Genomic DNA, 20,958 nt, shown 5'->3' with positions numbered 1-20,958 from the left:
GCTGCGGCCGGTTTCGGGGGCCCACCCCGGTAGACTGCTGGGGACATGTCACCCCGTGCCCTCACCCCTCTCGAGCCTGCCGCGACCCCGCCCGAGCAGATCCGCAACTTCTGCATCATCGCCCACATCGACCACGGCAAGTCGACCCTGGCCGATCGGATGCTGCAGACCACCGGCGTGGTCGCCGACCGCGACATGCGCGCGCAGTACCTCGACCGGATGGACATCGAGCGGGAACGCGGCATCACGATCAAGTCGCAGGCGGTGCGGATGCCGTGGGCCGGGCCCGACGGCACCTTCGCACTGAACATGATCGACACCCCCGGCCACGTCGATTTCACGTATGAGGTGAGCCGGTCGCTGGCCGCGTGCGAGGGTGCGATCCTGCTGGTTGACGCCGCACAGGGCATCGAAGCGCAGACACTGGCGAACCTGTACCTGGCGCTCGAGAACGACCTGCACATCATTCCCGTGCTCAACAAGATCGACCTGCCTGCCGCCGACCCCGAGAAGTTCGCGGCCGAGCTGGCGGGCCTGATCGGCGGCGACCCCGACGACGTGCTGCGGGTCAGCGGCAAGACCGGGCAGGGCGTCGAAGAGCTCCTCGACCGCATCGTCCGCGACATCCCGCCGCCCACCGGAGACGCCGACGCGCCGGCGCGCGCGATGATCTTCGACTCGGTGTACGACGCGTACCGCGGCGTGGTCACCTATGTGCGCATGGTGGACGGCAAGCTGCAGCCGCGTGAGCGCATCCAGATGATGTCGACCCGCGCGCAGCACGACCTGCTGGAGATCGGCGTATCCAGCCCCGAGCCCGTGCCCTCCAGCGGACTCGGTGTGGGAGAGGTCGGCTACCTCATCACCGGCGTGAAGGATGTGCGTCAGTCCAAGGTCGGCGACACCATCACGTCGCATCGGACTCCGGCCGCCACACCGCTGCCCGGCTACACGGACCCGAAGCCCATGGTGTTCTCGGGCATCTACCCGATCGACGGCAGCGACTACGCCGACCTGCGCGAAGCGCTGGACAAGCTCAAGCTGTCCGACGCGTCGCTGCAGTATGAGCCGGAGACCTCCGTCGCGCTCGGGTTCGGGTTCCGCTGCGGATTCCTGGGTCTGCTGCACCTGGAGATCATCACCGAGCGGCTCTCGCGCGAGTTCGGGCTGGATCTGATCACGACCGCACCCTCGGTCACCTACGAGGTGACCACCGACACCGGCGAACGGGTCACCGTCACCAACCCGAGCGAGTACCCCGACGGCCGGGTGGCCGAGGTGTCCGAGCCGATCGTGAAGGTCGGCATCCTGCTGCCCAAGGACTACGTCGGCGCCGTGATGGAGCTGTGCCAGTCCCGCCGGGGGTCTCTGTTGGGGATGGACTATCTCAGCGAGGACCGCGTCGAGCTGCGCTACAACATGCCGCTGGGCGAGATCGTGTTCGACTTCTTCGACCACCTCAAGAGCCGCACGCAGGGCTACGCGAGCCTCGACTACGAGCCGGCCGGCTCGCAGATCGGCGACCTCGTGAAGGTCGACATCCTGCTGCAGGGGGAGAAGGTCGACGCGTTCAGCTCGATCGTGCACCGGGACAAGGCGTACGCCTACGGCACGATGATGACCGAGCGACTGCGCAAGCTCATCCCGCGTCAGCAGTTCGAGGTGCCGATCCAGGCCGCGATCGGCGCGCGCATCATCGCCCGCGAGAACATCCGCGCGATCCGCAAGGACGTGCTCGCCAAGTGCTACGGCGGCGACATCAGCCGCAAGCGCAAGCTGCTCGAGAAGCAGAAGGAGGGCAAGAAGCGCATGAAGATGGTCGGTCGCGTCGAAGTCCCCCAGGAGGCCTTCATCGCCGCGCTGTCAGGCGACGTCGAGGGCAAGGACAAGAAGTAGGCTGGCACCCATGCGTCGCGGAACCTTCCAGGACGGCACAGTCGACTACGCCGCGGTGGGGGCGACCCAGGCCGCCGATCTGATGGGCTACCCGCCGGAGAAGTCGACGCCCGCCGAAGACTCCTGGCGCATCGGCAGCGGCGAGGAGCGGTTCCGCACGTCCGCCGACACGCTGCTGTCGTGGGGTGCCCTGCGCGGCGCCGGCCTCACCGTGACCGACGTGCGCCCCGCCTCCGGTCCGATGTACGCCGGCGTCGGGTTCGACGGCGAGGGCAATCCGATCGAGCCCAGCCGTCTCGAAGGCGACCAGCGCTTCGACGCCGACGGCACGCCGTACGTCGCCGCCGGCACCACCGTGCACGTGCGCGGCCGTGTGAAGGGCCTGCGCGCCGACGCAGAGCTGCGGGTCATCTACGTCGCCGAAGAGCCGCGCCGGGTCGCATTCGCCCTGGGCACCGTCGGCGGTTCGGTGGTCAGCGGCGAGGAGTCCTTCGCCATCGACTGGCGCGACAACGACGAGGTGTGGTTCACGGTGCGCGCCTTCGACCGCCCCGCCGGCTGGCTGTACCGACTGCTGCCGTTCCTGGTGCGGCGCCGTCGCCGCGAGCTGCTGCAGCGGTACCTGCGCGCCATCTCGCCGCTGTACGCGACGCCGTCCTGATGGGCGCCGCGCTTCCCGACGGCGACCCCGCCCCACGCGACGGGGCTCTGCCGGCAGATCTGGCCGTGTCCGCCGACACGCCCTTCGGCGTCTACCTGCATGTGCCGTTCTGTCGGGTGCGCTGCGGGTACTGCGACTTCAACACCTACACCGCCACCGAGCTGCGCGGCGCCCGCCAGGATGCGTACGCCGACGAGGTCCTGCGCGAGATCGCCCTGTCCCGCGACGTGCTGGCCGCGCGGGGACCGCTGCGCGCGGCATCCACCGTGTTCTTCGGCGGCGGCACCCCGACGCTGCTGCCGCCGGGCGACCTGGCGCGCATGCTCGCCGGGGTGCGGGAGACGTTCGGGCTGGCGCCAGGGGCGGAGATCACGGTGGAGGCGAATCCCGACACGGTGACCGACGAGGTCGCCGCACAGCTGGCAGCCGCTGGGGTGACCCGGATGTCGGTGGGCATGCAGTCGGCCGTGCCGCACGTGCTGGCCGCCCTCGACCGCACGCACGACCCCGCCGGTGTCGCCACGGCCGTGACCGCGGCACGACGGGCGGGGCTGGCGGTCAGCGTCGACCTCATCTACGGCGCACCGGGGGAGACGCTCGACGACTGGCGGCGTTCGCTCGAAGCGGCCACGGCGCTGGAACCCGACCACGTGTCGGCGTACGCGCTGATCATCGAGCAGGGCACGCGCCTCGCCCGTCAGATCCGGCGCGGCGAGGTGCCCGCGCCCGACGACGATCTGCAGGCCGACATGTACGAGCTGGCCGACGAACTGCTCGCCGCCGCCGGGTTCGGCTGGTACGAAGTGTCGAACTGGGCCCGCAGCGACACCGACCGCTCGCGCCACAACCTCGCGTACTGGCAGGGTGCGGACTGGTGGGGGTACGGGCCGGGCGCCCACAGCCACGTCGCCGGCCTCCGCTGGTGGAACGTCAAGCATCCGGCCGCCTACGCCCAGCGGCTCGCCGACGGGTCGTCGCCGGCGGCGGGGCGGGAGCGTCCCGATGACACCGCCCGGCGTCTGGAACGGGTGCTGCTGGGATCGCGGATCGCCGACGGGCTGCCGATCGCCGAGCTGTCCGCCCCCGGCCGCACAGCCGTGGCGTCCCTCATCGCCGACGGCCTCGTCGACGGGCCCGCGGCCGTGCGCGGCCGGGTGGTCCTCACCCTGCGCGGCCGGCTCCTGGCCGATGCCGTCGTCCGCGTGCTCACGGACTGAGCATCCCCCGAGCGCTCGCGCTAGAATTGGCACTCCGGGACATTGAGTGCCAGCGAGGGAGAGGACATGGTCTCAGAACGCGGACTCCAGGTCCTCCGCGCGATCGTGCAGGACTACGTGGAGACGAAGGAACCGGTCGGCAGCAAGTCGATCGTGGACCGGCACCGGTTCGGCGTGTCGGCGGCGACCATCCGCAACGACATGGCGCTGCTGGAGGACGAGGAGCTCATCGAAGCGCCCCACACCTCGTCGGGGCGGATCCCGACCGACAAGGGGTATCGCGTCTTCGTCGACCATCTCGCCGAGCTGCGGCCGCTCACCCCGGCGCAGCGCTCGGCGATCACCGCTTTCCTGGAAGGTCCCGCCGACCTCGACGAGCTGCTCGTGCGCACCGTCCGCTCGCTGACCCGGCTCACCGGTCAGGTCGCGATCGTGCAGTACCCGTCGTTCGCCCGGGCCAACGTGTCCCACGTCGAGGTGGTGCATCTGGGAGCGACCCGGCTGGTCGTGATCGTGGTCACCGACACCGGCCGGGTGTCGCAGCGGGTCGCGTTCCTGCCGTTCGAGCCCGACGAGACCGAGGCGGCACGCCTGAAGACCGCCGTGAACACCCTCGTCACGGGGCGCAGCGTCCGCGACGGCGCACAGGAGATCGCCCGTCTGCTGGCCACCCCCGCCGCCGGCGACGTCCACGACGATGCCGTGCGCCTGATCGCGGGGATCGTCGCCGAGGAGCTCGAGGAGTTCCGCCAGGACCGCATGGTCATGGCCGGCAGCGCCACCCTGGCCCGGCGCGAGGGCGACTTCCGCGGCAGCATCTACCCGTTGCTGGAGGCCATCGAGGAGCAGGTGACCCTGCTGCGCCTGATGGGCGAGATGGTCGCCGACGAGCACGGGCTGGCCACCAGCATCGGCCGCGAGAACGAACCGTTCGGGCTGAGCGAGGCCTCGGTCCTCGCCGGTGACTACGATGCGACCGGCTCGCGCGCCCGGGTCGGCATCCTCGGCCCCACCCGCATGGACTACCCCCGCAACCTCGCGGCGGTCCGCGCGGTCGCACACTATCTCAGCCGTCTGCTCGAGGAAGACGAACGGGCCCGCTGACAGCGAACGACCACCCTCGGGGTGCACCAGGAAAGGCGAAAGTGGCAGACCACTACGAAGTACTCGGCGTGTCGCGAGACGCGTCGCCGGACGAGATCAAGAAGGCGTATCGGCGGCTCGCCCGTGAACTGCACCCCGACGTGAACCCGGGTGAGGAGGCGTCGGAGCGGTTCAAGCTCGTCACCCACGCCTACGACGTGCTCAGCGACCCCGAGCAGCGCCAGCGCTACGACATGGGCGGTGACGGCAGCCCGTTCGGCGGTGCGGGCTTCGGCGGCTTCGGCGACATCTTCGAGACGTTCTTCGGCGGCGGCGGTGGTGCGCGTGCGGGCCGGGCCCGGTCCCGCCGTGAGCGCGGCCAGGACGCGCTGGTGCGCGTCAACCTCGAACTGAAGGACGTCGTGTTCGGCGTGCACCGCGACCTCGAGGTCGACACGGCCGTGCTGTGTGAGACGTGCCAGGGCTCGTGCTGTCAGCCGGGCACCCAGCCGGTCACGTGTGACATCTGCCACGGTGCCGGCAGCGTGCAGCGCACGGTGCGGAGCCTGCTGGGCAACGTCGTCACCTCGCAGCCGTGCACGGCGTGCCAGGGCTACGGCACCACCATCCCGTACCCGTGCACTACCTGCCAAGGGCAGGGCCGGGTCCGGGCCCGCCGCACCGTCTCGGTCGACATCCCCGCCGGTGTCGAGTCGGGTCTGCGCCTGCAGATGCCCGGCTCCGGCGAGGTGGGTCCGGCGGGCGGCCCGAACGGCGATCTCTACCTCGAGATCCATGTCGCCCCGCACGAGGTGTTCAGCCGCGACGGCGACGACCTGCTCGCGACCCTCGAGGTGTCGATGCCCGACGCCATCCTGGGCACCGAGGTGGTCATCGAGTCGCTCGACGGCCCGGTGCCGCTGGAGGTGCGCGCCGGCGTGCAGTCCGGTGACGTGCTGACCATCAAGGGCCGCGGCATCACGCCCCTGCGCGGCACCCAGCGCGGCGACCTGCGGGTCGGTGTGCACGTGGTGACCCCGACCCGGCTCGACGCGAAGCAGCGCGCCCTCATCGAGGACTTCGCCAAGCGCACGAAGGCGCCCGGGCCGCGGCTGGCCGAGTTCCATCAGGGTCTGTTCTCGAAGCTGCGCGACCGCTTCCGGACCGGGTGACCGTGGCGCTGCACTTCGTGACGGCGGATGCCGGCGGTGCGCAGCCCGGTGGCACGGTCGTGCTCACCGGCGCCGAGGCCCATCACGCCGCCGCGGTGCGCCGCGTGCGGCCGGGGGAGCCGGTCACGGTGGGGGACGGCCACGGCGTGTGGCTGACCGGCACGGTCGAGGCCGCCGCACCGCGCGAGGTGACCGTGCGCGTGGACGGCCGCCGGGAGGTCCCGGCATCCACCCCCCGGATCGTGCTCGTGCAGGCGCTCGCGAAGGGCGACCGCGACGAACTGGCGATCCAGGCGGCGACCGAGCTGGGCGCCGACGAGATCGTCCCCTGGCAGGCCGCCCGCAGCGTCTCCCGCTGGGACCCGCAGAAGGCGGCCAAGGGCGTCGCCCGCTGGTCGACCATCGTGCGTGAGGCGACGAAGCAGGCCCACCGCGCCTGGCTGCCGACCGTCGCCGAGCCGGTCACGACACGGCAGCTGGTCGCGCGCACTGCATCGACACACATGTTCGTGCTGGAGCCGACGGCGGGCACCGCGCTGTCCGTGGTCGACATCTCCGATCGGGACCTCGTCCTGGTGGTCGGCCCCGAGGGCGGCATCGCCCCGGAGGAGCTCGACGCGCTGACCGCCGCCGGCGCGCAACCGGTGCGGCTCGGCGACACGGTGCTGCGCACCTCGACTGCGGGGCCGGCGGCGCTGGCGGTGCTCCAGGCCCGCCTGGGACGCTGGTGAGCGTCGTCGACGCGCTGACTACACTGGGATCATGAGCGAGCCGTCCATCTTCACGCGCATCCTGGAGGGGGAGATCCCCTCGGAGATCATCGCCCAGACCGAGAACGTGTTCGCCATCCGCGACATCAACCCGCAGGCGCCGGTGCACCTGCTGGTGATCCCGAAGACCGCACAGTACCGCGACGTCGTGGAGCTGGCCGCGGGCGACCCGGCGCTGCTGGCCGAAGTGGTGGCCCTGGCCGACCGCCTGGCCGCCGAGCACACCGACGGCCACTTCCGCCTCGTGTTCAACACCGGCGCGGCAGCAGGACAGACCATCTTCCACGTGCATGCGCACGTGCTCGGCGGCGGCCTGTCCGAAGGGAGCCTGGGTGGCTGACGATTCCGAGCGCGCCGTCGAGCGGATCTACGCCGACGGCGTCGCGATGGTGCAGCTGCTCGGCCCCCAGGACCGTCTGCTGCGGGTCGTCGAACGCGAGCACCCCGACGTCGAGGTGCATGTGCGCGGCAACGAGATCACGCTCGCGGGCGACCCGGCCATGGTCGCGGCGGCCCGCGCCCTGGTCGACGAGCTGATCGCCCTGGCCCGTTCCGGGCAGGGCCTCGACCCCGCCGATGTGACCGCCTCCCGCCGGGTGCTCGACGCCGGGCAGCGCCCGAGCGAGGTGCTCGGCGAGGCGATCCTGTCCAGCCGGGGCAAGGTGATCCGTCCGAAGACCCTCGGCCAGAAGGCCTACGTCGACGCGATCGACGAGAACACGATCGTGTTCGGCATCGGCCCCGCCGGTACCGGCAAGACCTACCTCGCGATGGCCAAGGCCGTGCAGGCGCTGCAGCGCCGCGAAGTGGACCGCATCATCCTGACCCGCCCCGCGGTCGAAGCGGGGGAACGGCTCGGATTCCTGCCCGGCACCCTCAACGACAAGATCGACCCGTACCTGCGTCCGCTGTACGACGCGCTGAACGAGATGATGGACCCCGAGATCGTGCCGCGCCTGATGGCCAGCGGCACCATCGAGGTCGCGCCGCTGGCGTACATGCGCGGCCGTACGCTGAACAACTCGTTCGTGGTCCTCGACGAGGCGCAGAACACGACGCCGGAGCAGATGAAGATGTTCCTGACGCGTCTCGGGTTCGGCACGCGCATGATCGTCACCGGCGACATCACGCAGATCGACCTCCCGCAGGGCGCGTCGGGGCTGCGGCTGGTCACGCGGGTGCTCAAGGACATCGACGACATCCACTTCGCGACCCTCACCAGCGACGATGTGGTGCGCCACAGCCTGGTCGGGCGGATCGTCGACGCTTACAGCGCGTACGACGAGCAGCGCCTCGCCGCACGCCGCGAGCGCGACGAGGCGAGCGAGTTCGCCAGCCGCGCGGAGCGTCGAGCGGCCGACCGCCGACCCCGCGGCCCCCGAGACCATCTGCCCAAACGAGGACGATGATGACGATCGAGATCACCAACGAGTCCGGCGTCGAGATCGACGAGGCGGTGCTGCTGCGCCTGACCGAGCACAACCTCGCGCAGCTCAACGTCAGCCCCGACGCCGACCTGGCCATCCTGCTGGTCGACGAAGGCGCGATGGAGGCGCTGCACGTGCAGTGGATGGACGAGCCCGGCCCCACCGATGTGCTGAGCTTCCCGATGGACGAACTGCGCCCGGGCACCGAGGAGGCGCCGACCCCCGCAGGACTGCTCGGCGACATCGTGCTGTGCCCGCAGGTCGCCGAGACCCAGGCCCAGGCGGCCCGCCACTCCACCCTCGACGAGCTCATCCTGCTGACCACCCACGGCCTGCTGCATCTGCTGGGCTTCGACCACGCCGAGCCGGCCGAAGAGCGCGAGATGTTCGGTCTCCAGCGTGAGCTGATCGTCTCGTTCCACGCCGCTGAACGCCGACGACGCGCATGACCGAGATCCTGCTCCTGGTCGCCGCCGTCCTCCTGGTCGCGCTGGGCGGTCTCATGGCCGCCCTCGATGCGGCACTCAGCGTCACCTCGCGCGGCGACCTCGCCGACCTCGGCGTCACCGCCCGCCGGCCCGCGTCGCTCGCACGCATCGCCGCCGACCCCGACGCACACGCCGACGCGGTCGTGTTCATCCGCATCCTGGCCGAGACCACGGCCGCCGTGCTGGTCACCGTCGCCTTCACGATCCTGTTCGAGAGCATCTGGTGGGCGATGCTCGCCGCGGCCCTGCTCATGACGGCCGTGTCGTTCGTCCTTGTCGGCGCCAGCCCCCGCAGCGTCGGCCGCCAGCACGCCAAGCCGCTGCTGCGGGTGTGCGCGCCGGTGGTACGCGGCGCCCGCATCGTCCTCGGACCGCTCGCGCACCTGCTCGTGCTGCTGGGCCGGCGCCTCACCCCGGGCGTGCAGCGCGGCGGGTCGTTCGCGTCGGAGGAACAGCTGCTGAGCATGGTCGACGAGGCCGCGTCGCAGGATCTCATCGAAGAGGACGACCGCTCGCTCATCCACTCGGTGTTCGACTTCACCGACACCATCGTGCGCGCGGTCATGGTGCCGCGGACCGACATGGTCACGATGGATGCGGGGTCCACGACCCAGCAGGCCATGCAGCTGTTCCTCGACAAGGGCGTGTCCCGCATCCCCGTCGCCGACGGCGAGTCCGACGACATCACCGGCGTGGTCTACCTGAAGGACCTCGTGCAGTTCGCCTACCGGGACGAGACCGCGTGGCGATCGGCGCCGGTGGTCCAGATCGCCCGACCGGCGGTGTTCGTCCCCGAGTCGATGAAGGCCGAAACCCTGCTCCAGCAGATGAAGAAGGATGCCGTGCACGTGTGCCTCGTCGTCGACGAGTACGGCGGGGTGGCGGGCCTGGTGACCCTCGAGGACCTCATCGAGGAGCTCGTGGGCGACATCGCCGACGAGTACGACGCGCGGTCCACCGAGATCGTGGAGCTCGAAGAGGGCCGCTATCGGGTCAGCGCCCGCCTGGGCCTCGATGAGGTCGGCGACCTGTTCGGCATCGAGCTCGAGGACGACGAGGTCGACTCGATCGGCGGACTGCTCGGCAAGGTCCTGGGCCGGGTGCCTCTGCCGGGCGCCACCGCCGAGTACGGCGGCCTCGTGCTCACCGGCGGCACGTCGCGTGGCCGCGGGCGGGGACTGGCCACCGTGTTCGTGGAGCAGACGGCCGAATTGGCCGCCTGGCGGCGCGCCTCGGCGGCCGCGCAGACCGAAGAGATCCGCCTGCCCACCACGGGCGAGACCCGCATCCGCCGCAGAGGAGAGTCCGCATGACCGCCCACCGCTCCGGCTTCGTCACCTTCGTCGGCCGCCCCAACGTGGGCAAGTCGACGCTGACGAACGCGCTGGTGGGGGAGAAGGTGGCCATCACCAGCGACAAGCCGCAGACGACACGACGCGCCATCCGCGGCATCCTGAACCGTCCCGCCGGCCAGCTCGTGATCGTCGACACCCCCGGCATCCACCGCCCGCGCACGCTGCTCGGACAGCGTCTCAACGACCTCGTCGAGCAGGTGCTCGGCGACGTCGACGCCATCGGTTTCCTCGTGCCGGCCACCGAGAAGGTCGGTCCCGGCGACCGGCGCATCGCCGCATCGCTGGACGGGTACCCGCGGGCCAAGAAGGTCGCGATCGTCACCAAGACCGACATCGCCACCCGCGATCAGATCACGGAGCGGCTCATCGAGGTGGACGGTCTCCGTGAGGACTGGGCCGCCGTGATCCCGCTGTCGGCGGTCGCCGGCGAGCAGCTGGAGGTGCTCGCCGACGAGCTGCTGCAGCTGATGCCGGAAGGCCCCGCCCTCTACGAGGACGGCGTCGTCACCGACGAGTCCCTCGAGGACCGCATCGCCGAGATCATCCGCGAGGCGGCGCTGGAGGGCGTGCGGGACGAACTGCCCCACTCCATCGCGGTGACGATCGACGACATCGCCGAACGCGAGGATGCCGAAATCACCGACGTGTACGCGAACATCATCGTCGAGCGCGACAGCCAGAAGGGCATCATCATCGGGCACAAGGGCGCCCGGCTGCGCGACGTCGGCGCCCGCGCCCGCGCGCAGATCGAGCTCCTCGTGGGCACGAAGGTGTTCCTCAAGCTGCACGTGCGCATCGCCAAGGAATGGCAGCGCGACCCCAAGCAGCTCGGTCGCCTCGGCTTCTGACCGACGCGGGCGTGCTCAGCCGAGCTCGCGCAGCCACGGCTGGATCACGACGGTCCCATCGCCGTAGTCCGCATCCGCGGCATCCTGCCACGTGCCGTCGTCCCAGACGACCTGTGCCCACATCCGCCCCTCCTGCGGCCACCACGACAGCAGTTCGTCGCCCAGGCGCTCGGGCAGCTCCTCCTCGATGCGCTGCAGGGTCGCGGCGTCGGTGTCGCCGGGCTCGCCGCCGGTGGGGTCCTCGCGCATCATCGGGTCGTACAGCGCCAGCAGCACCGGCGGCTGGGTGACCGTCAGCGACTCGCCGTCGTATGTCCCCTGCACGGCATACGCACCCCACGTGACGCCGTTCGCCGATTCGGCCCCGTCCAGGCCCTCCCAGCTCCACCCGGTCAGGGGCAGCCCGTGGCACTGCGGGGGATAGGACTCCATCACCGCGAAGCACACGCGCGCGCCGTCACTGTCTTCGAGCACCGTGCCCTCCGCGATCACCTCACCGTCGGGCAGTCCGGGGGCGAGGGATCCCAGGGAGTGGCCGACCGGGGCGTCCGGCGCCGCGCCGGCGTCGGTTTCCGTGGCGCAGCCGGCCGCCAGGCCGACGATCGCGCATCCCGCCAGCAGTACCGTCGCGTGTCGGAGACGTGTCATGTCCCTACAGTGTCGGCGCCGCGACGACCGTCTCATCGTCGGCACCGGCGGACGTTCGGGTGTACTCTGGTCCCATGCGCTTCGGCCAGCTCCTCCTTAGCTGCCGCGACGAGGCCACGTTCTAGGGCCTCCCTCGTCGCGGAGCTTGGTGTTGGCCCGCCTCATCTGACGAGAGAAAAGCGACCTCATGGACAACACCCAGAAGCCGTCCGGCATGCCGATCCACAAGTATCGGCCGTACCACGAGCAGATCCGCGTGGACCTGCCCGACCGCACCTGGCCCTCGGCCCGCATCGAGAAGGCGCCGCGCTGGTGCGCGGTCGACCTGCGGGACGGCAACCAGGCCCTCATCGACCCGATGAGCCCCGAGCGCAAGCGCATCATGTTCGAGCTCCTCGTGAAGATGGGCTACAAGGAGATCGAGGTCGGATTCCCCTCGGCCAGCCAGACCGACTTCGACTTCGTGCGTCAGCTCATCGAAGAGGATCTGATCCCCGACGACGTCACCATCCAGGTGCTGACCCAGTCGCGTGAGCACCTCATCGAGCGCACGTACGAGGCGATCGCCGGAGCCAAGCAGGCGATCGTCCACCTGTACAACTCGACGAGCATCCTGCAGCGCGAGGTCGTGTTCCGCACCGACAAGCAGGGCGTCATCGACATCGCCCTGGAGGGCGCGCGCCTGTGCCGCGAGTACGAGAAGCGCATCCCCGAGACCACGGTGTACTACGAGTACTCCCCGGAGTCGTACACCGGCACCGAGCTGGAGTTCGCCGTCGACATCTGCAATCAGGTGCTGGAAGTGTTCGAGCCCCGCCCCGACCGCAAGGTCATCATCAACCTGCCGGCCACCGTCGAGATGGCCACCCCGAACGTGTACGCCGACTCGATCGAGTGGATGAGCCTGCACCTGAACCACCGCGAGAACGTCATCCTCTCGCTGCACCCGCACAACGACCGCGGCACCGCGGTGGCGGCGGCGGAGCTGGGCTACATGGCCGGCGCGGACCGCATCGAGGGATGCCTGTTCGGCAACGGGGAGCGCACCGGCAACGTCGACCTGGTGGCGCTGGGCATCAACCTGCTCACCCAGGGGATCGACCCGGAGATCGACTTCAGCGACATCGACCACGTCAAGCGGACCGCCGAGTACTGCAACCAGCTGCCGGTGCCCGAGCGCAGCCCGTGGGCCGGTGACCTCGTGTTCACCGCGTTCAGCGGCTCGCACCAGGACGCCATCAAGAAGGGCTTCGAGGCGATGGATGCCCGGGCCGCGGCCGCCGGGGTGAGCGTCGACGAGATCGAGTGGGCGGTGCCGTACCTGCCGATCGACCCGAAGGACCTGGGCCGCTCGTACGAGGCGGTCATCCGCGTCAACTCGCAGTCCGGGAAGGGCGGCGTCGCGTACCTGCTCAAGACCGACCACGCCCTGGACCTGCCTCGCAAGCTCCAGATCGAGTTCTCGGGCGTCGTGCAGGCCAAGACGGATGCCGAGGGCGGCGAGGTCTCCAGCGACGAGATCTGGTCCATCTTCACCGACGAGTACCTGCCCGCCTCGGCCGACGACGCCAAGTGGGGCCGTTTCGAACTGCTGTCGACCCGCACCGAGAGCGACATGAGCGGTGACGTGGCCCTGGCCGTGACGCTGCGCGACGGAGAGACGACCGTGGACGCCACCGGGCACGGCAACGGACCGGTCGCCGCGTTCCTCGAGGTGATCCGCGCCCAGGGGTTCGACATCGCCGTGTACGACTACGTCGAGCACGCACTCAGTGCCGGCGGCGACGCCCAGGCCGCCGCCTACGTCGAGCTGAACGTGGACGGCGAGCGACTGTGGGGCGTCGGCATCGACGGTGACATCTCCACGGCGAGCCTGAAGGCGATCGTGTCAGGGGTCAACCGCGCGATCCGCACCCGCCAGGGTCAGGCCGAACCCGCACTGGCCACCGTCTGACGGCCCGCCAGAGCCCCCAGATCGGTGTCGCCGAGGTCACCACCGCGACCTTCCGGCGATGAAGAACTCGCTGCCCCCGGCAGAGAGACGTCGACGATCACGGCCAGAAGCCGGATGATCGTCGCCACCACGACGCACGCGATGGCCGCCGCCACAAGCGGTGCCCCATCGCGTGCGTCGCACCCGGCACCGCGCACGGATCGCGGACAGCGGCCCTGTCACAGGGCCATTGTCACCGGCGGAAGGGATAATCGAACGGTGCCCACCTACCGCGACGAGGTCGTGGTCCTGCGCACCCACAAGCTGGGTGAAGCCGACCGCATCGTGACACTGCTCAGCAGACGTCACGGGAAGGTGCGCGCCGTCGCCAAGGGGGTGCGCCGCACCTCCTCCCGGTTCGGCGCCCGCCTCGAACCGTTCATGGTCGCCGACGCGCAGCTGTACAAGGGCCGCACGCTCGACATCGTCCAGCAGGCCGAGTCGCTCGGGTCCTACGGGGCGGCGATCGTCGCCGACTACGACCGTTACACGGCCGCCCATGCGATGGTCGAAGCGGCCGACCGGCTCAACGAGGCCGAGACGACACCCCAGCAGTACCTGCTACTGGTCGGCGGGCTGCGGGCGCTGGCCCGCGGCGACCACGCCTCCCGGTCGGTGCTCGACTCGTACCTGCTGCGGGCGATGTCGCTGTCGGGGTGGGCGCCCGGGCTGCACGACTGCACGCGCTGCGGCCGCCCGGGGCCCCACGAGTGGTTCGTCGCCCAGCTGGGCGGCATGGTGTGCGGTGACTGCGCGCCGGCCGGCTCGGCGCGGGTGCGGCCCGAGACGGGCAATCTCCTGCGGGCGCTGCTCGCCGGCGAGTGGGACGTCGTCGACGGCTCCACCGCCGAAGCCACCGGCGCCGCGTCGGGGCTCGTCGCCGCCTACGCCCAGTGGCATCTGGAACGCGGCATCCGCTCGCTCGGCCACATGGAAGGTGTGCGTTGACCCCCAAGCCCTACACGCACCGCGACGCCGTACCCTACCGACCGCTGGACTGGACCGGCATCCACCCGCCCGCCTTCCCGGCCGGGCGCGTGCCGCAGCATGTCGCGATCGTGATGGACGGCAACGGCCGGTGGGCCAACCGTCGCGGGCTCACCCGCATCGAAGGGCACCGGGCGGGGGAGGAGGTGCTGCTCGACGTCGTCGCCGGCGCCGTGCAGGCCGGGGTCAAGCACCTCAGCGTGTACGCGTTCTCCACCGAGAACTGGAGCCGTTCGCCCGACGAGGTGCGCTTCCTCATGGGGTACAACCGGGAGGTGCTGCACCGCCGCCGCGACCAGCTCAACGAGTGGGGCGTGCGCGTGCGGTGGGCCGGGCGCAAGCCGCGACTGTGGGGCTCGGTCATCAAGGAGCTGCAGTTCGCCGAGAAGCTCACCGCGGACAACGACGTGCTCACCCTCACGATGTGCATCAACTACGGCGGCCGCGTCGAGCTCGTCGACGCGATGCGGCGCATCGGCGAGGACATCGCCGCGGGCCGGCTCAAGCCCGCTGCGATCACCGAGAAGACGATCCGGCGCCACCTGTACATCCCCGACATGCCCGACGTCGACCTGTTCATCCGGTCATCCGGCGAGCAGCGCACGTCGAACTTCCTGCTGTGGGAGTCTGCCTACGCCGAGATGGTGTTCCTCGACACGCTCTGGCCGGACTTCTCGCGCACCGACCTGTGGCACGCGATCGGCCTCTACCTCGACCGCGACCGCCGCTTCGGGGGCGCCGTGGACGCCCCGACCGGCTGACGGGAATACGCCGTCCGCGACCGGGCGTTGCACCCGATGTGACTGATCCCATCAAAATCGACGTGTGGAGCGACATCGCCTGCCCGTGGTGCTACATCGGCAAGCGCAACCTCGAGACGGGGCTGGCGGCGACCGCCGGCGACGACGACGCCCCCCGGGTAGAGGTGACCTTCCACTCCTACGAACTCTCACCCGACACGCCCGTCGACTTCGACGGCGATGAGATCGACTTCCTCGCCGGCCACAAGGGCATGCCGCGCGCGAACGTCGAGCAGATGCTGGAACGCGTCACCGCCGTCGCCAAGGAGGCCGGACTCGACTACCGGTTTGACCTGCTCAAGCACACCAACACGGTCAAGGCGCACGAGCTGCTGCATTTCGCCAAGCAGCAGGGCGCGCAGCTCGCGATGGCCGAGCGGCTCATGTCCGCCTACTTCACCGAGGGCCGGCACGTCGGCCGCGTCGACGACCTCGTCGAACTGGCCGCCGAGGCGGGACTGGATGCCGGTGCCGCGCGCGAGGCGCTCGAGTCCGGCCGTCACCTCGACGATGTGCGCGCCGATCAGGCGCAGGCGACGCAGTACAGCATCCAGGGTGTGCCGTTCTTCGTCATCGACGGCAAGTACGGCGTGTCCGGCGCCCAGCCGGCCGAGGCGTTCGCGCAGATCGCCCGTCAGCTCTGGGCCGAGCGCATCGCGGAGCCCGACAGCGAGCTCACGCCGGCAGACTAGCCTCGATCGCCGCGATCACCTCGGGGGCGTCCGGCTTGGTCTGCGGGCGGAACCGGTGCACGCGACCGGCCGGCGTCACGAGGAACTTCTCGAAGTTCCAGGCCACCGGCCCGGAGACGCCCTCGAGGTTGGGCGCCTTCTTCAGTGCCTTGTACAGGGGCGCGGCGTGCGGACCGTTGACCCGCACCTTCGCCATGATCGGGAAGCTCACCCCGTAGGTCGTCGAGCAGAAGTCGAGGATCTCCTCCATGGAGCCCGGCTCCTGGCCCATGAACTGGTTGCAGGGGAAGCCGATCACCTGCAGGCCGCGGTCCCCATAGGTCCGCTGCAGCTGCTCGAGCTGCTCGTACTGCGGCGTCAGCCCGCACTTGGATGCCACGTTCACCACGAGCAGGGCACGCTCGCCGTAGGCGGCCAGTGTCGTCGACGCGCCGTCGGCGGTCTCGAAGCGGATGTCGGTCAGTTCCGCAGTCTGGGTAGGGGCCATGTGTCCACGATATGGCCTCGCACACACCTGAAGCCCCGATGAGTCTGGGAGAATGGACAGGATGTCCACCACCACGCTCGCACCCGCCCCCGCGCTGCGCATCGGGCCGATCGCGCTCGATGCGCCGGTCGTGCTGGCCCCGATGGCCGGGATCACCAACACGGCGTTCCGCCGGCTGTGCCGCGAGTACGGCGCGGGGCTCTACGTCAGCGAGATGATCACCACCCGAGCCCTCGTCGAGCGCAACGCCACAACGATGCGGCTGATCACCCATCACGAGTCGGAGACGCCCCGCTCGATCCAGCTGTACGGCGTCGACCCGGCCACGACCGAGGCCGCCGTGCGGCTGCTCGTCGAAGAGGACCGGGCCGACCACATCGATCTGAACTTCGGGTGCCCGGTGCCCAAGGTCACCCGCAAGGGCGGGGGAGCGGCGCTGCCCTGGAAGCTCGACCTGTTCCGAGAGATCGTCACCCGCGCCGCCCGTGCCGCCGGCGACGTGCCGCTGACCGTCAAGATGCGCAAGGGCATCGACGCCGACCACCTGACCTACCTCGACGCGGGTCGCATCGCCGAAGACGCCGGCGTCGCCGCCGTCGCGCTGCACGCGCGCACCGCCGCGGAGTTCTACTCGGGCACCGCCGACTGGGCCGCGATCGCCGCGCTCAAGGAGGCGGTCACGAGCGTGCCGGTGCTCGGCAACGGCGACATCTGGTCCGCCGACGACGCCACCCGGATGATGGCCGAGACCGGGTGCGACGGTGTGGTCGTGGGGCGCGGATGCCTCGGGCGGCCGTGGCTGTTCGGTGACCTGGCCCGTGCGTTCGGCGGCCGCGCGGCGGCGCCCGTCGACGCCACCCTGGGCTTCGTCGCCGCGGCCTTCCGCCGGCACGCCGAGCTGCTCGTCGAGTTCTTCGACGACGAGGAGCGCGGATGCCGGGACATCCGCAAGCACGTCGCCTGGTACTTCAAGGGCTATCCGGTCGGCGGCGACACCCGCGCCCGGTTCGCGTCCGTGTCGACCATCGCCGAGATCGACGACCTGATCGCCACGCTCGACCTGGCCGCGCCGTACCCCGGGGCGGCCGCCGAAGGGCAGCGCGGCCGCGCGGGCACGCCCAAGCGCCCCGCTCTGCCGGAGGGCTGGCTGGCCTCCCGCGATGTGGGCGCCCAGGCGGCACTTACCCTCGCCGATGCGGAACTGGACACCAGTGGCGGCTGACGGCGCCGGTGTCGGGGTGGCCCACGGCCGCCCGACCGGATACGACGACCGTGACGCCGAGCGCTTCCACCCCGAGCGACACCGATCCCAGCGCGACAGCTTCGCCCGCGACCGGGCGCGGGTGCTGCACTCGGCGGCGCTGCGCCGACTGGCATCCAAGACGCAGGTGCTCAGCCCCGCCAGCGCCGCCGACTTCGCCCGCAACCGGCTGACCCACTCGCTCGAGGTCGCCCAGGTGGGCCGGGAACTGGCGATCGCCCTCGAGCTGTCACCCGACGTGGTGGACACGGCCTGCCTGAGTCACGACATCGGGCATCCGCCGTTCGGTCATAACGGTGAACGTGCGCTCAACGACTGGGCGGAGGACATCGGCGGGTTCGAGGGCAACGCGCAGTCGCTGCGCATCCTGTCGCGCCTGGAGCCGAAGGTCACCGGCGACGACGGCACCGCGTTCGGCCTCAACCTCACCCGCGCCAGCCTCGACGCCGTCTGCAAGTACCCGTGGACGGTGGAGCATGCCATCCCAGACCCCGGCGGGCGGCAGAAGTTCGGCGTCTACCCCGAGGACGAAGAGGTGTTCCGGTGGATGCGCGAGGGCGCGCCGGGTCGACGCCGCTGCATCGAGGCCGAAGTCATGGACCTGTCCGACGACATCGCCTACTCGGTGCACGACGTCGAAGACGCGATCCTCAACGGGTACCTCGACCCGCGGCGCCTGACCGACCCGCGGGAGCACGAAGCGCTGCTGACGGCGATCCAGAGCTGGGTCGGCTACGGGTTCGAGCGCGACGAGCTCGAGGACGCCCTGTACCGGCTCGTGAACCTGCCCGAGTGGCTGCGGTCGTTCGAACCGTCGCGCGCCGGGGTGGCCCGCCTCAAGAACCTCACCTCCGACCTGATCGGCCGGTTCGCCCGGGCCGCCACGGCCGCCACCCGCGAGCACTACGAGACGCCGGTGCTCACCCGCTTCGGCGGCCGGGTCATCGTGCCGCGCAGCATCGAAGCCGAGATGGCGGTGCTCAAGGGCACGATCGGGGCGTTCGTCGTGTCCATCGACGGGCGCCGCGGCCTGTACAAGGAACAGCGGCGGGTGCTCAAGCGGCTCGCCTCCGCCCTGGCGGAGCGCCCCGAGCATCTCGACCCGCTCCACGCCGAGGACTTCGGCCGGGCCGAGACCGACGCTGCCCGCAAACGCGTGATCGTCGACCAGGTGGCGACCCTGACCGACCGGTTCGCGATCGAATGGCACACGCGGCTGGTCGGCCACGTCGACCTGCGCGAGCTCGGCCTGTGGTCGACACACGCGCGGGTGACCGCGTCGAACGACTTCGCGCTGCCCGAGCCGATCGAGGGTCTGTGATGGCGCGCATCCGGCAGACCGACGTCGAAGAGGTGAAGGCACGCACCGACCTCGCCGACATCATCGGCGAACGGGTGGCACTCAAACCCGCCGGGGTCGGTTCGTTCAAGGGGCTGTGCCCGTTCCACGACGAGCGGAGCCCGAGCTTCCACGTCCGCCCGCAGGTCGGTTTCTACCACTGCTTCGGCTGCGGCGAATCCGGCGACGTGTACTCGTTCCTGCGCGCCATGGACCACCTGTCGTTCACGGAAGCGGTCGAGCGGCTGGCGGGCCGCATCGGCTACCAGCTGCACTATGAGGACGGCGCCGCCGCGCCCGAGACCAGCGGCCGCACGCGTCTGTACCAGGCGAACACCGCGGCCGCCGAGTGGTTCCGCTCTCAGCTCGCGATACCGGAAGCCGACGCGGCCCGACGGTTCCTGGGCGAACGCGGATTCGACGCCGGCGCGGCCGCCCACTTCGGCATCGGCTACGCACCGAAGGGCTGGGACGGCCTGCGCAACGCTCTGAAGGCCCAGGGGTTCACCGAGGAGGAGCTGCTCACGGCCGGTCTGCTCTCCCAGGGTCAGCGCGGCGGCTACGACCGGTTCCGCGGCCGTGTCGTCTGGCCGATCCGGGACGTCACCGGGCAGACGATCGGCTTCGGCGCCCGGCGCCTGTACGACGACGACAAGGGCCCCAAGTACCTGAACACCCCCGAGACCCCGATCTACAAGAAGTCGCAGGTGCTCTACGGCCTCGACCTCGCGAAGAAGTCCATCTCGCGCGGGCACCAGGTCGTGGTCGTCGAAGGCTACACGGACGTGATGGCCTGTCACCTCGCCGGCGTGACCACCGCCATCGCGACCTGTGGCACCGCGTTCGGCTCGGACCACATCACCGTGCTGCGCCGCGTCATGGGGGATGACGACTCGGCCGCCGGTGAGGTCATCTTCACGTTCGACCCGGATGCCGCCGGCCAGAAGGCCGCGCTGCGGGCGTTCGGCGACGAGAAGCGGTTCTCCGCCCAGACCTACGTCGCCGTCGCGCCCGACGGCCTCGACCCCTGCGACCTGCGCCTGAGCCGGGGGGACGCCGCGGTACGCAGCCTCATCGAGACAAAGGCGCCGATGTTCGAGTTCGTCATCGACCAGCGCCTGGCGGGCTTCGACCTGGCCACGGTCGAGGGTCGGGTGGGGGCCCTGCGCGCCGCCGCCCCCATCGTCGCCGACATCCGCGACCGGTCGCTCCGACCGGGGTACACACGGGTGCTCGCCCGCAAGCTCGGGATGGACCTCGGGGAGGTCACCCCCGCGGTCGAGCGCGCCGCGCGCTCCGGCGGCGCCCCGGAGACCGTCGCGCCGGCATCCGCTCCCGCCGCGGAGAACACGCGAGTGACGATCGCGTCACTTCCGCGCACCGCCGAGACCGTCATGGAGCGCGACGCCCTGATGGGCGTATTGCAGTACGGGCACCTCATCGACGGCGACGACATCGCGCAGGCGATGATGCTGCCGATGAGTCATCCCGCGCTCGACGCCGTCCGCGCGGCGGTGGCGGCGCAGCCGGATCGCACGCGGGTGGGCTGGGCGTCGGCGGCGATCGACGCGGTGCGCGAGCCCTACCGTTCTCTGGGCGTCGAATTGCTGACCGCGACCTTCCCGGCGCTGACCGAGGCCGAAGCCCTCGCCTCGACGCGTTCCCTGTGTCGGCGGTTGCGCGTGCGGGCGATCGATCGCGAGAAGCACGAGCTGCTCGGGGCCATCCAGCGGGTTCCGGCGGACTCGGAGGAGGGCCGCAGCGTCCGTGTCGCGCTCCGCGAGATCGATGCCCGTCGCCGCCTCCTCAGCGAGGACTGAACGCGGGCGCGAGT

General features: G+C 70.7%; 20 protein-coding genes. 18 read left to right on the top strand and 2 right to left on the bottom strand.

Annotated elements, in window-relative coordinates:
• Nucleotides 1-45 precede the first annotated feature (45 nt).
• The 11 genes from lepA to era all read left to right on the top strand — a co-directional run bounded on the left by lepA (nt 46) and on the right by era (nt 10,917).
• Nucleotides 46-1,896, top strand: a complete 1,851-nt coding sequence (gene lepA, locus ACQ143_RS02145; RefSeq protein ID WP_449569073.1) for a translation elongation factor 4 — start codon at nt 46-48, stop codon at nt 1,894-1,896.
• Between the two features lie 10 nt (nt 1,897-1,906).
• The gene (locus ACQ143_RS02140; protein WP_449569072.1) at nt 1,907-2,557 is read left to right on the top strand and encodes a DUF1990 family protein; all 651 of its coding nucleotides are present in this window, start codon (nt 1,907-1,909) and stop codon (nt 2,555-2,557) included.
• A complete protein-coding gene (gene hemW, locus ACQ143_RS02135; protein ID WP_449569071.1) occupies nt 2,557-3,774 on the top strand; it encodes a radical SAM family heme chaperone HemW in 1,218 nt (405 codons plus the stop codon). Before ACQ143_RS02140 ends, hemW begins: the two co-directional genes overlap by 1 nt.
• 66 nt (nt 3,775-3,840) lie before the next feature.
• On the top strand, nt 3,841-4,878 hold the full coding sequence (gene hrcA / locus ACQ143_RS02130; RefSeq protein WP_449569070.1) for a heat-inducible transcriptional repressor HrcA: 1,038 nt from the start codon (nt 3,841-3,843) through the stop codon (nt 4,876-4,878).
• Between the two features lie 41 nt (nt 4,879-4,919).
• Nucleotides 4,920-6,029, top strand: coding sequence for a molecular chaperone DnaJ (gene dnaJ / locus ACQ143_RS02125; RefSeq protein ID WP_449569069.1), 1,110 nt, complete (start codon nt 4,920-4,922; stop codon nt 6,027-6,029).
• Nucleotides 6,030-6,031: 2 nt separating this feature from the next.
• Nucleotides 6,032-6,760, top strand: a complete 729-nt coding sequence (locus tag ACQ143_RS02120; protein ID WP_449569068.1) for a 16S rRNA (uracil(1498)-N(3))-methyltransferase — start codon at nt 6,032-6,034, stop codon at nt 6,758-6,760.
• A gap of 31 nt (nt 6,761-6,791) precedes the next feature.
• A complete protein-coding gene (locus ACQ143_RS02115) occupies nt 6,792-7,139 on the top strand; it encodes an HIT domain-containing protein (protein WP_449569067.1) in 348 nt (115 codons plus the stop codon).
• Complete coding sequence (locus tag ACQ143_RS02110; protein ID WP_449569066.1) at nt 7,090-8,208, top strand: PhoH family protein; 1,119 nt, start codon at nt 7,090-7,092, stop codon at nt 8,206-8,208. Before ACQ143_RS02115 ends, ACQ143_RS02110 begins: the two co-directional genes overlap by 50 nt.
• Entirely contained in the window at nt 8,208-8,675 is a 468-nt protein-coding gene (gene ybeY / locus ACQ143_RS02105; protein ID WP_449569065.1) for an rRNA maturation RNase YbeY, read from the top strand. Before ACQ143_RS02110 ends, ybeY begins: the two co-directional genes overlap by 1 nt.
• Nucleotides 8,672-10,027 (top strand): hemolysin family protein, encoded by a 1,356-nt coding sequence (locus ACQ143_RS02100; protein ID WP_449569064.1) that lies wholly within the window; start codon nt 8,672-8,674, stop codon nt 10,025-10,027. The genes ybeY and ACQ143_RS02100 overlap by 4 nt, the downstream gene beginning before the upstream one ends.
• Nucleotides 10,024-10,917, top strand: a complete 894-nt coding sequence (gene era, locus ACQ143_RS02095; protein WP_449569063.1) for a GTPase Era — start codon at nt 10,024-10,026, stop codon at nt 10,915-10,917. Before ACQ143_RS02100 ends, era begins: the two co-directional genes overlap by 4 nt.
• A gap of 15 nt (nt 10,918-10,932) precedes the next feature.
• On the opposite strand, the gene ACQ143_RS02090 is transcribed toward era, so the two are convergent.
• Entirely contained in the window at nt 10,933-11,565 is a 633-nt protein-coding gene (locus tag ACQ143_RS02090) for a hypothetical protein (RefSeq protein WP_449569062.1), read from the bottom strand.
• Between the two features lie 187 nt (nt 11,566-11,752).
• Between ACQ143_RS02090 and leuA the strand changes: the two genes are divergently transcribed.
• From leuA to ACQ143_RS02070, 4 genes are all read left to right on the top strand, one after another.
• Complete coding sequence (leuA, locus tag ACQ143_RS02085) at nt 11,753-13,519, top strand: 2-isopropylmalate synthase (protein ID WP_449569061.1); 1,767 nt, start codon at nt 11,753-11,755, stop codon at nt 13,517-13,519.
• A 258-nt stretch (nt 13,520-13,777) separates the two neighbouring features.
• A complete protein-coding gene (gene recO / locus ACQ143_RS02080; protein WP_449569060.1) occupies nt 13,778-14,506 on the top strand; it encodes a DNA repair protein RecO in 729 nt (242 codons plus the stop codon).
• Entirely contained in the window at nt 14,503-15,306 is an 804-nt protein-coding gene (locus tag ACQ143_RS02075; protein WP_449569059.1) for an isoprenyl transferase, read from the top strand. The genes recO and ACQ143_RS02075 overlap by 4 nt, the downstream gene beginning before the upstream one ends.
• Before the next feature lie 38 nt (nt 15,307-15,344).
• On the top strand, nt 15,345-16,037 hold the full coding sequence (locus ACQ143_RS02070) for a DsbA family oxidoreductase (protein ID WP_449569058.1): 693 nt from the start codon (nt 15,345-15,347) through the stop codon (nt 16,035-16,037).
• Here the strand turns inward: ACQ143_RS02070 and ACQ143_RS02065 are convergent.
• On the bottom strand, nt 16,021-16,524 hold the full coding sequence (locus tag ACQ143_RS02065) for a glutathione peroxidase (RefSeq protein WP_449569057.1): 504 nt from the start codon (nt 16,522-16,524) through the stop codon (nt 16,021-16,023). The genes ACQ143_RS02070 and ACQ143_RS02065 overlap by 17 nt on opposite strands.
• A 61-nt stretch (nt 16,525-16,585) precedes the next feature.
• Between ACQ143_RS02065 and dusB the strand changes: the two genes are divergently transcribed.
• Genes dusB through dnaG form a run of 3 tightly spaced genes read left to right on the top strand, consistent with a single transcriptional unit; the run spans nt 16,586 to nt 20,944 of the window.
• Nucleotides 16,586-17,746 carry a tRNA dihydrouridine synthase DusB gene (gene dusB / locus ACQ143_RS02060; RefSeq protein ID WP_449569056.1) on the top strand — a complete coding sequence of 387 codons (1,161 nt, stop codon included), beginning with the start codon at nt 16,586-16,588 and terminating at the stop codon, nt 17,744-17,746.
• Nucleotides 17,718-19,106, top strand: a complete 1,389-nt coding sequence (locus ACQ143_RS02055) for a deoxyguanosinetriphosphate triphosphohydrolase (protein WP_449569055.1) — start codon at nt 17,718-17,720, stop codon at nt 19,104-19,106. Before dusB ends, ACQ143_RS02055 begins: the two co-directional genes overlap by 29 nt.
• Nucleotides 19,106-20,944 (top strand): DNA primase, encoded by a 1,839-nt coding sequence (gene dnaG, locus ACQ143_RS02050; RefSeq protein WP_449569054.1) that lies wholly within the window; start codon nt 19,106-19,108, stop codon nt 20,942-20,944. Before ACQ143_RS02055 ends, dnaG begins: the two co-directional genes overlap by 1 nt.
• Nucleotides 20,945-20,958 lie beyond the last annotated feature (14 nt).

It is taken from the genome of Microbacterium pollutisoli (genome assembly GCF_053586795.1).
This window is presented reverse-complemented; position numbering and strand designations above follow the sequence as displayed.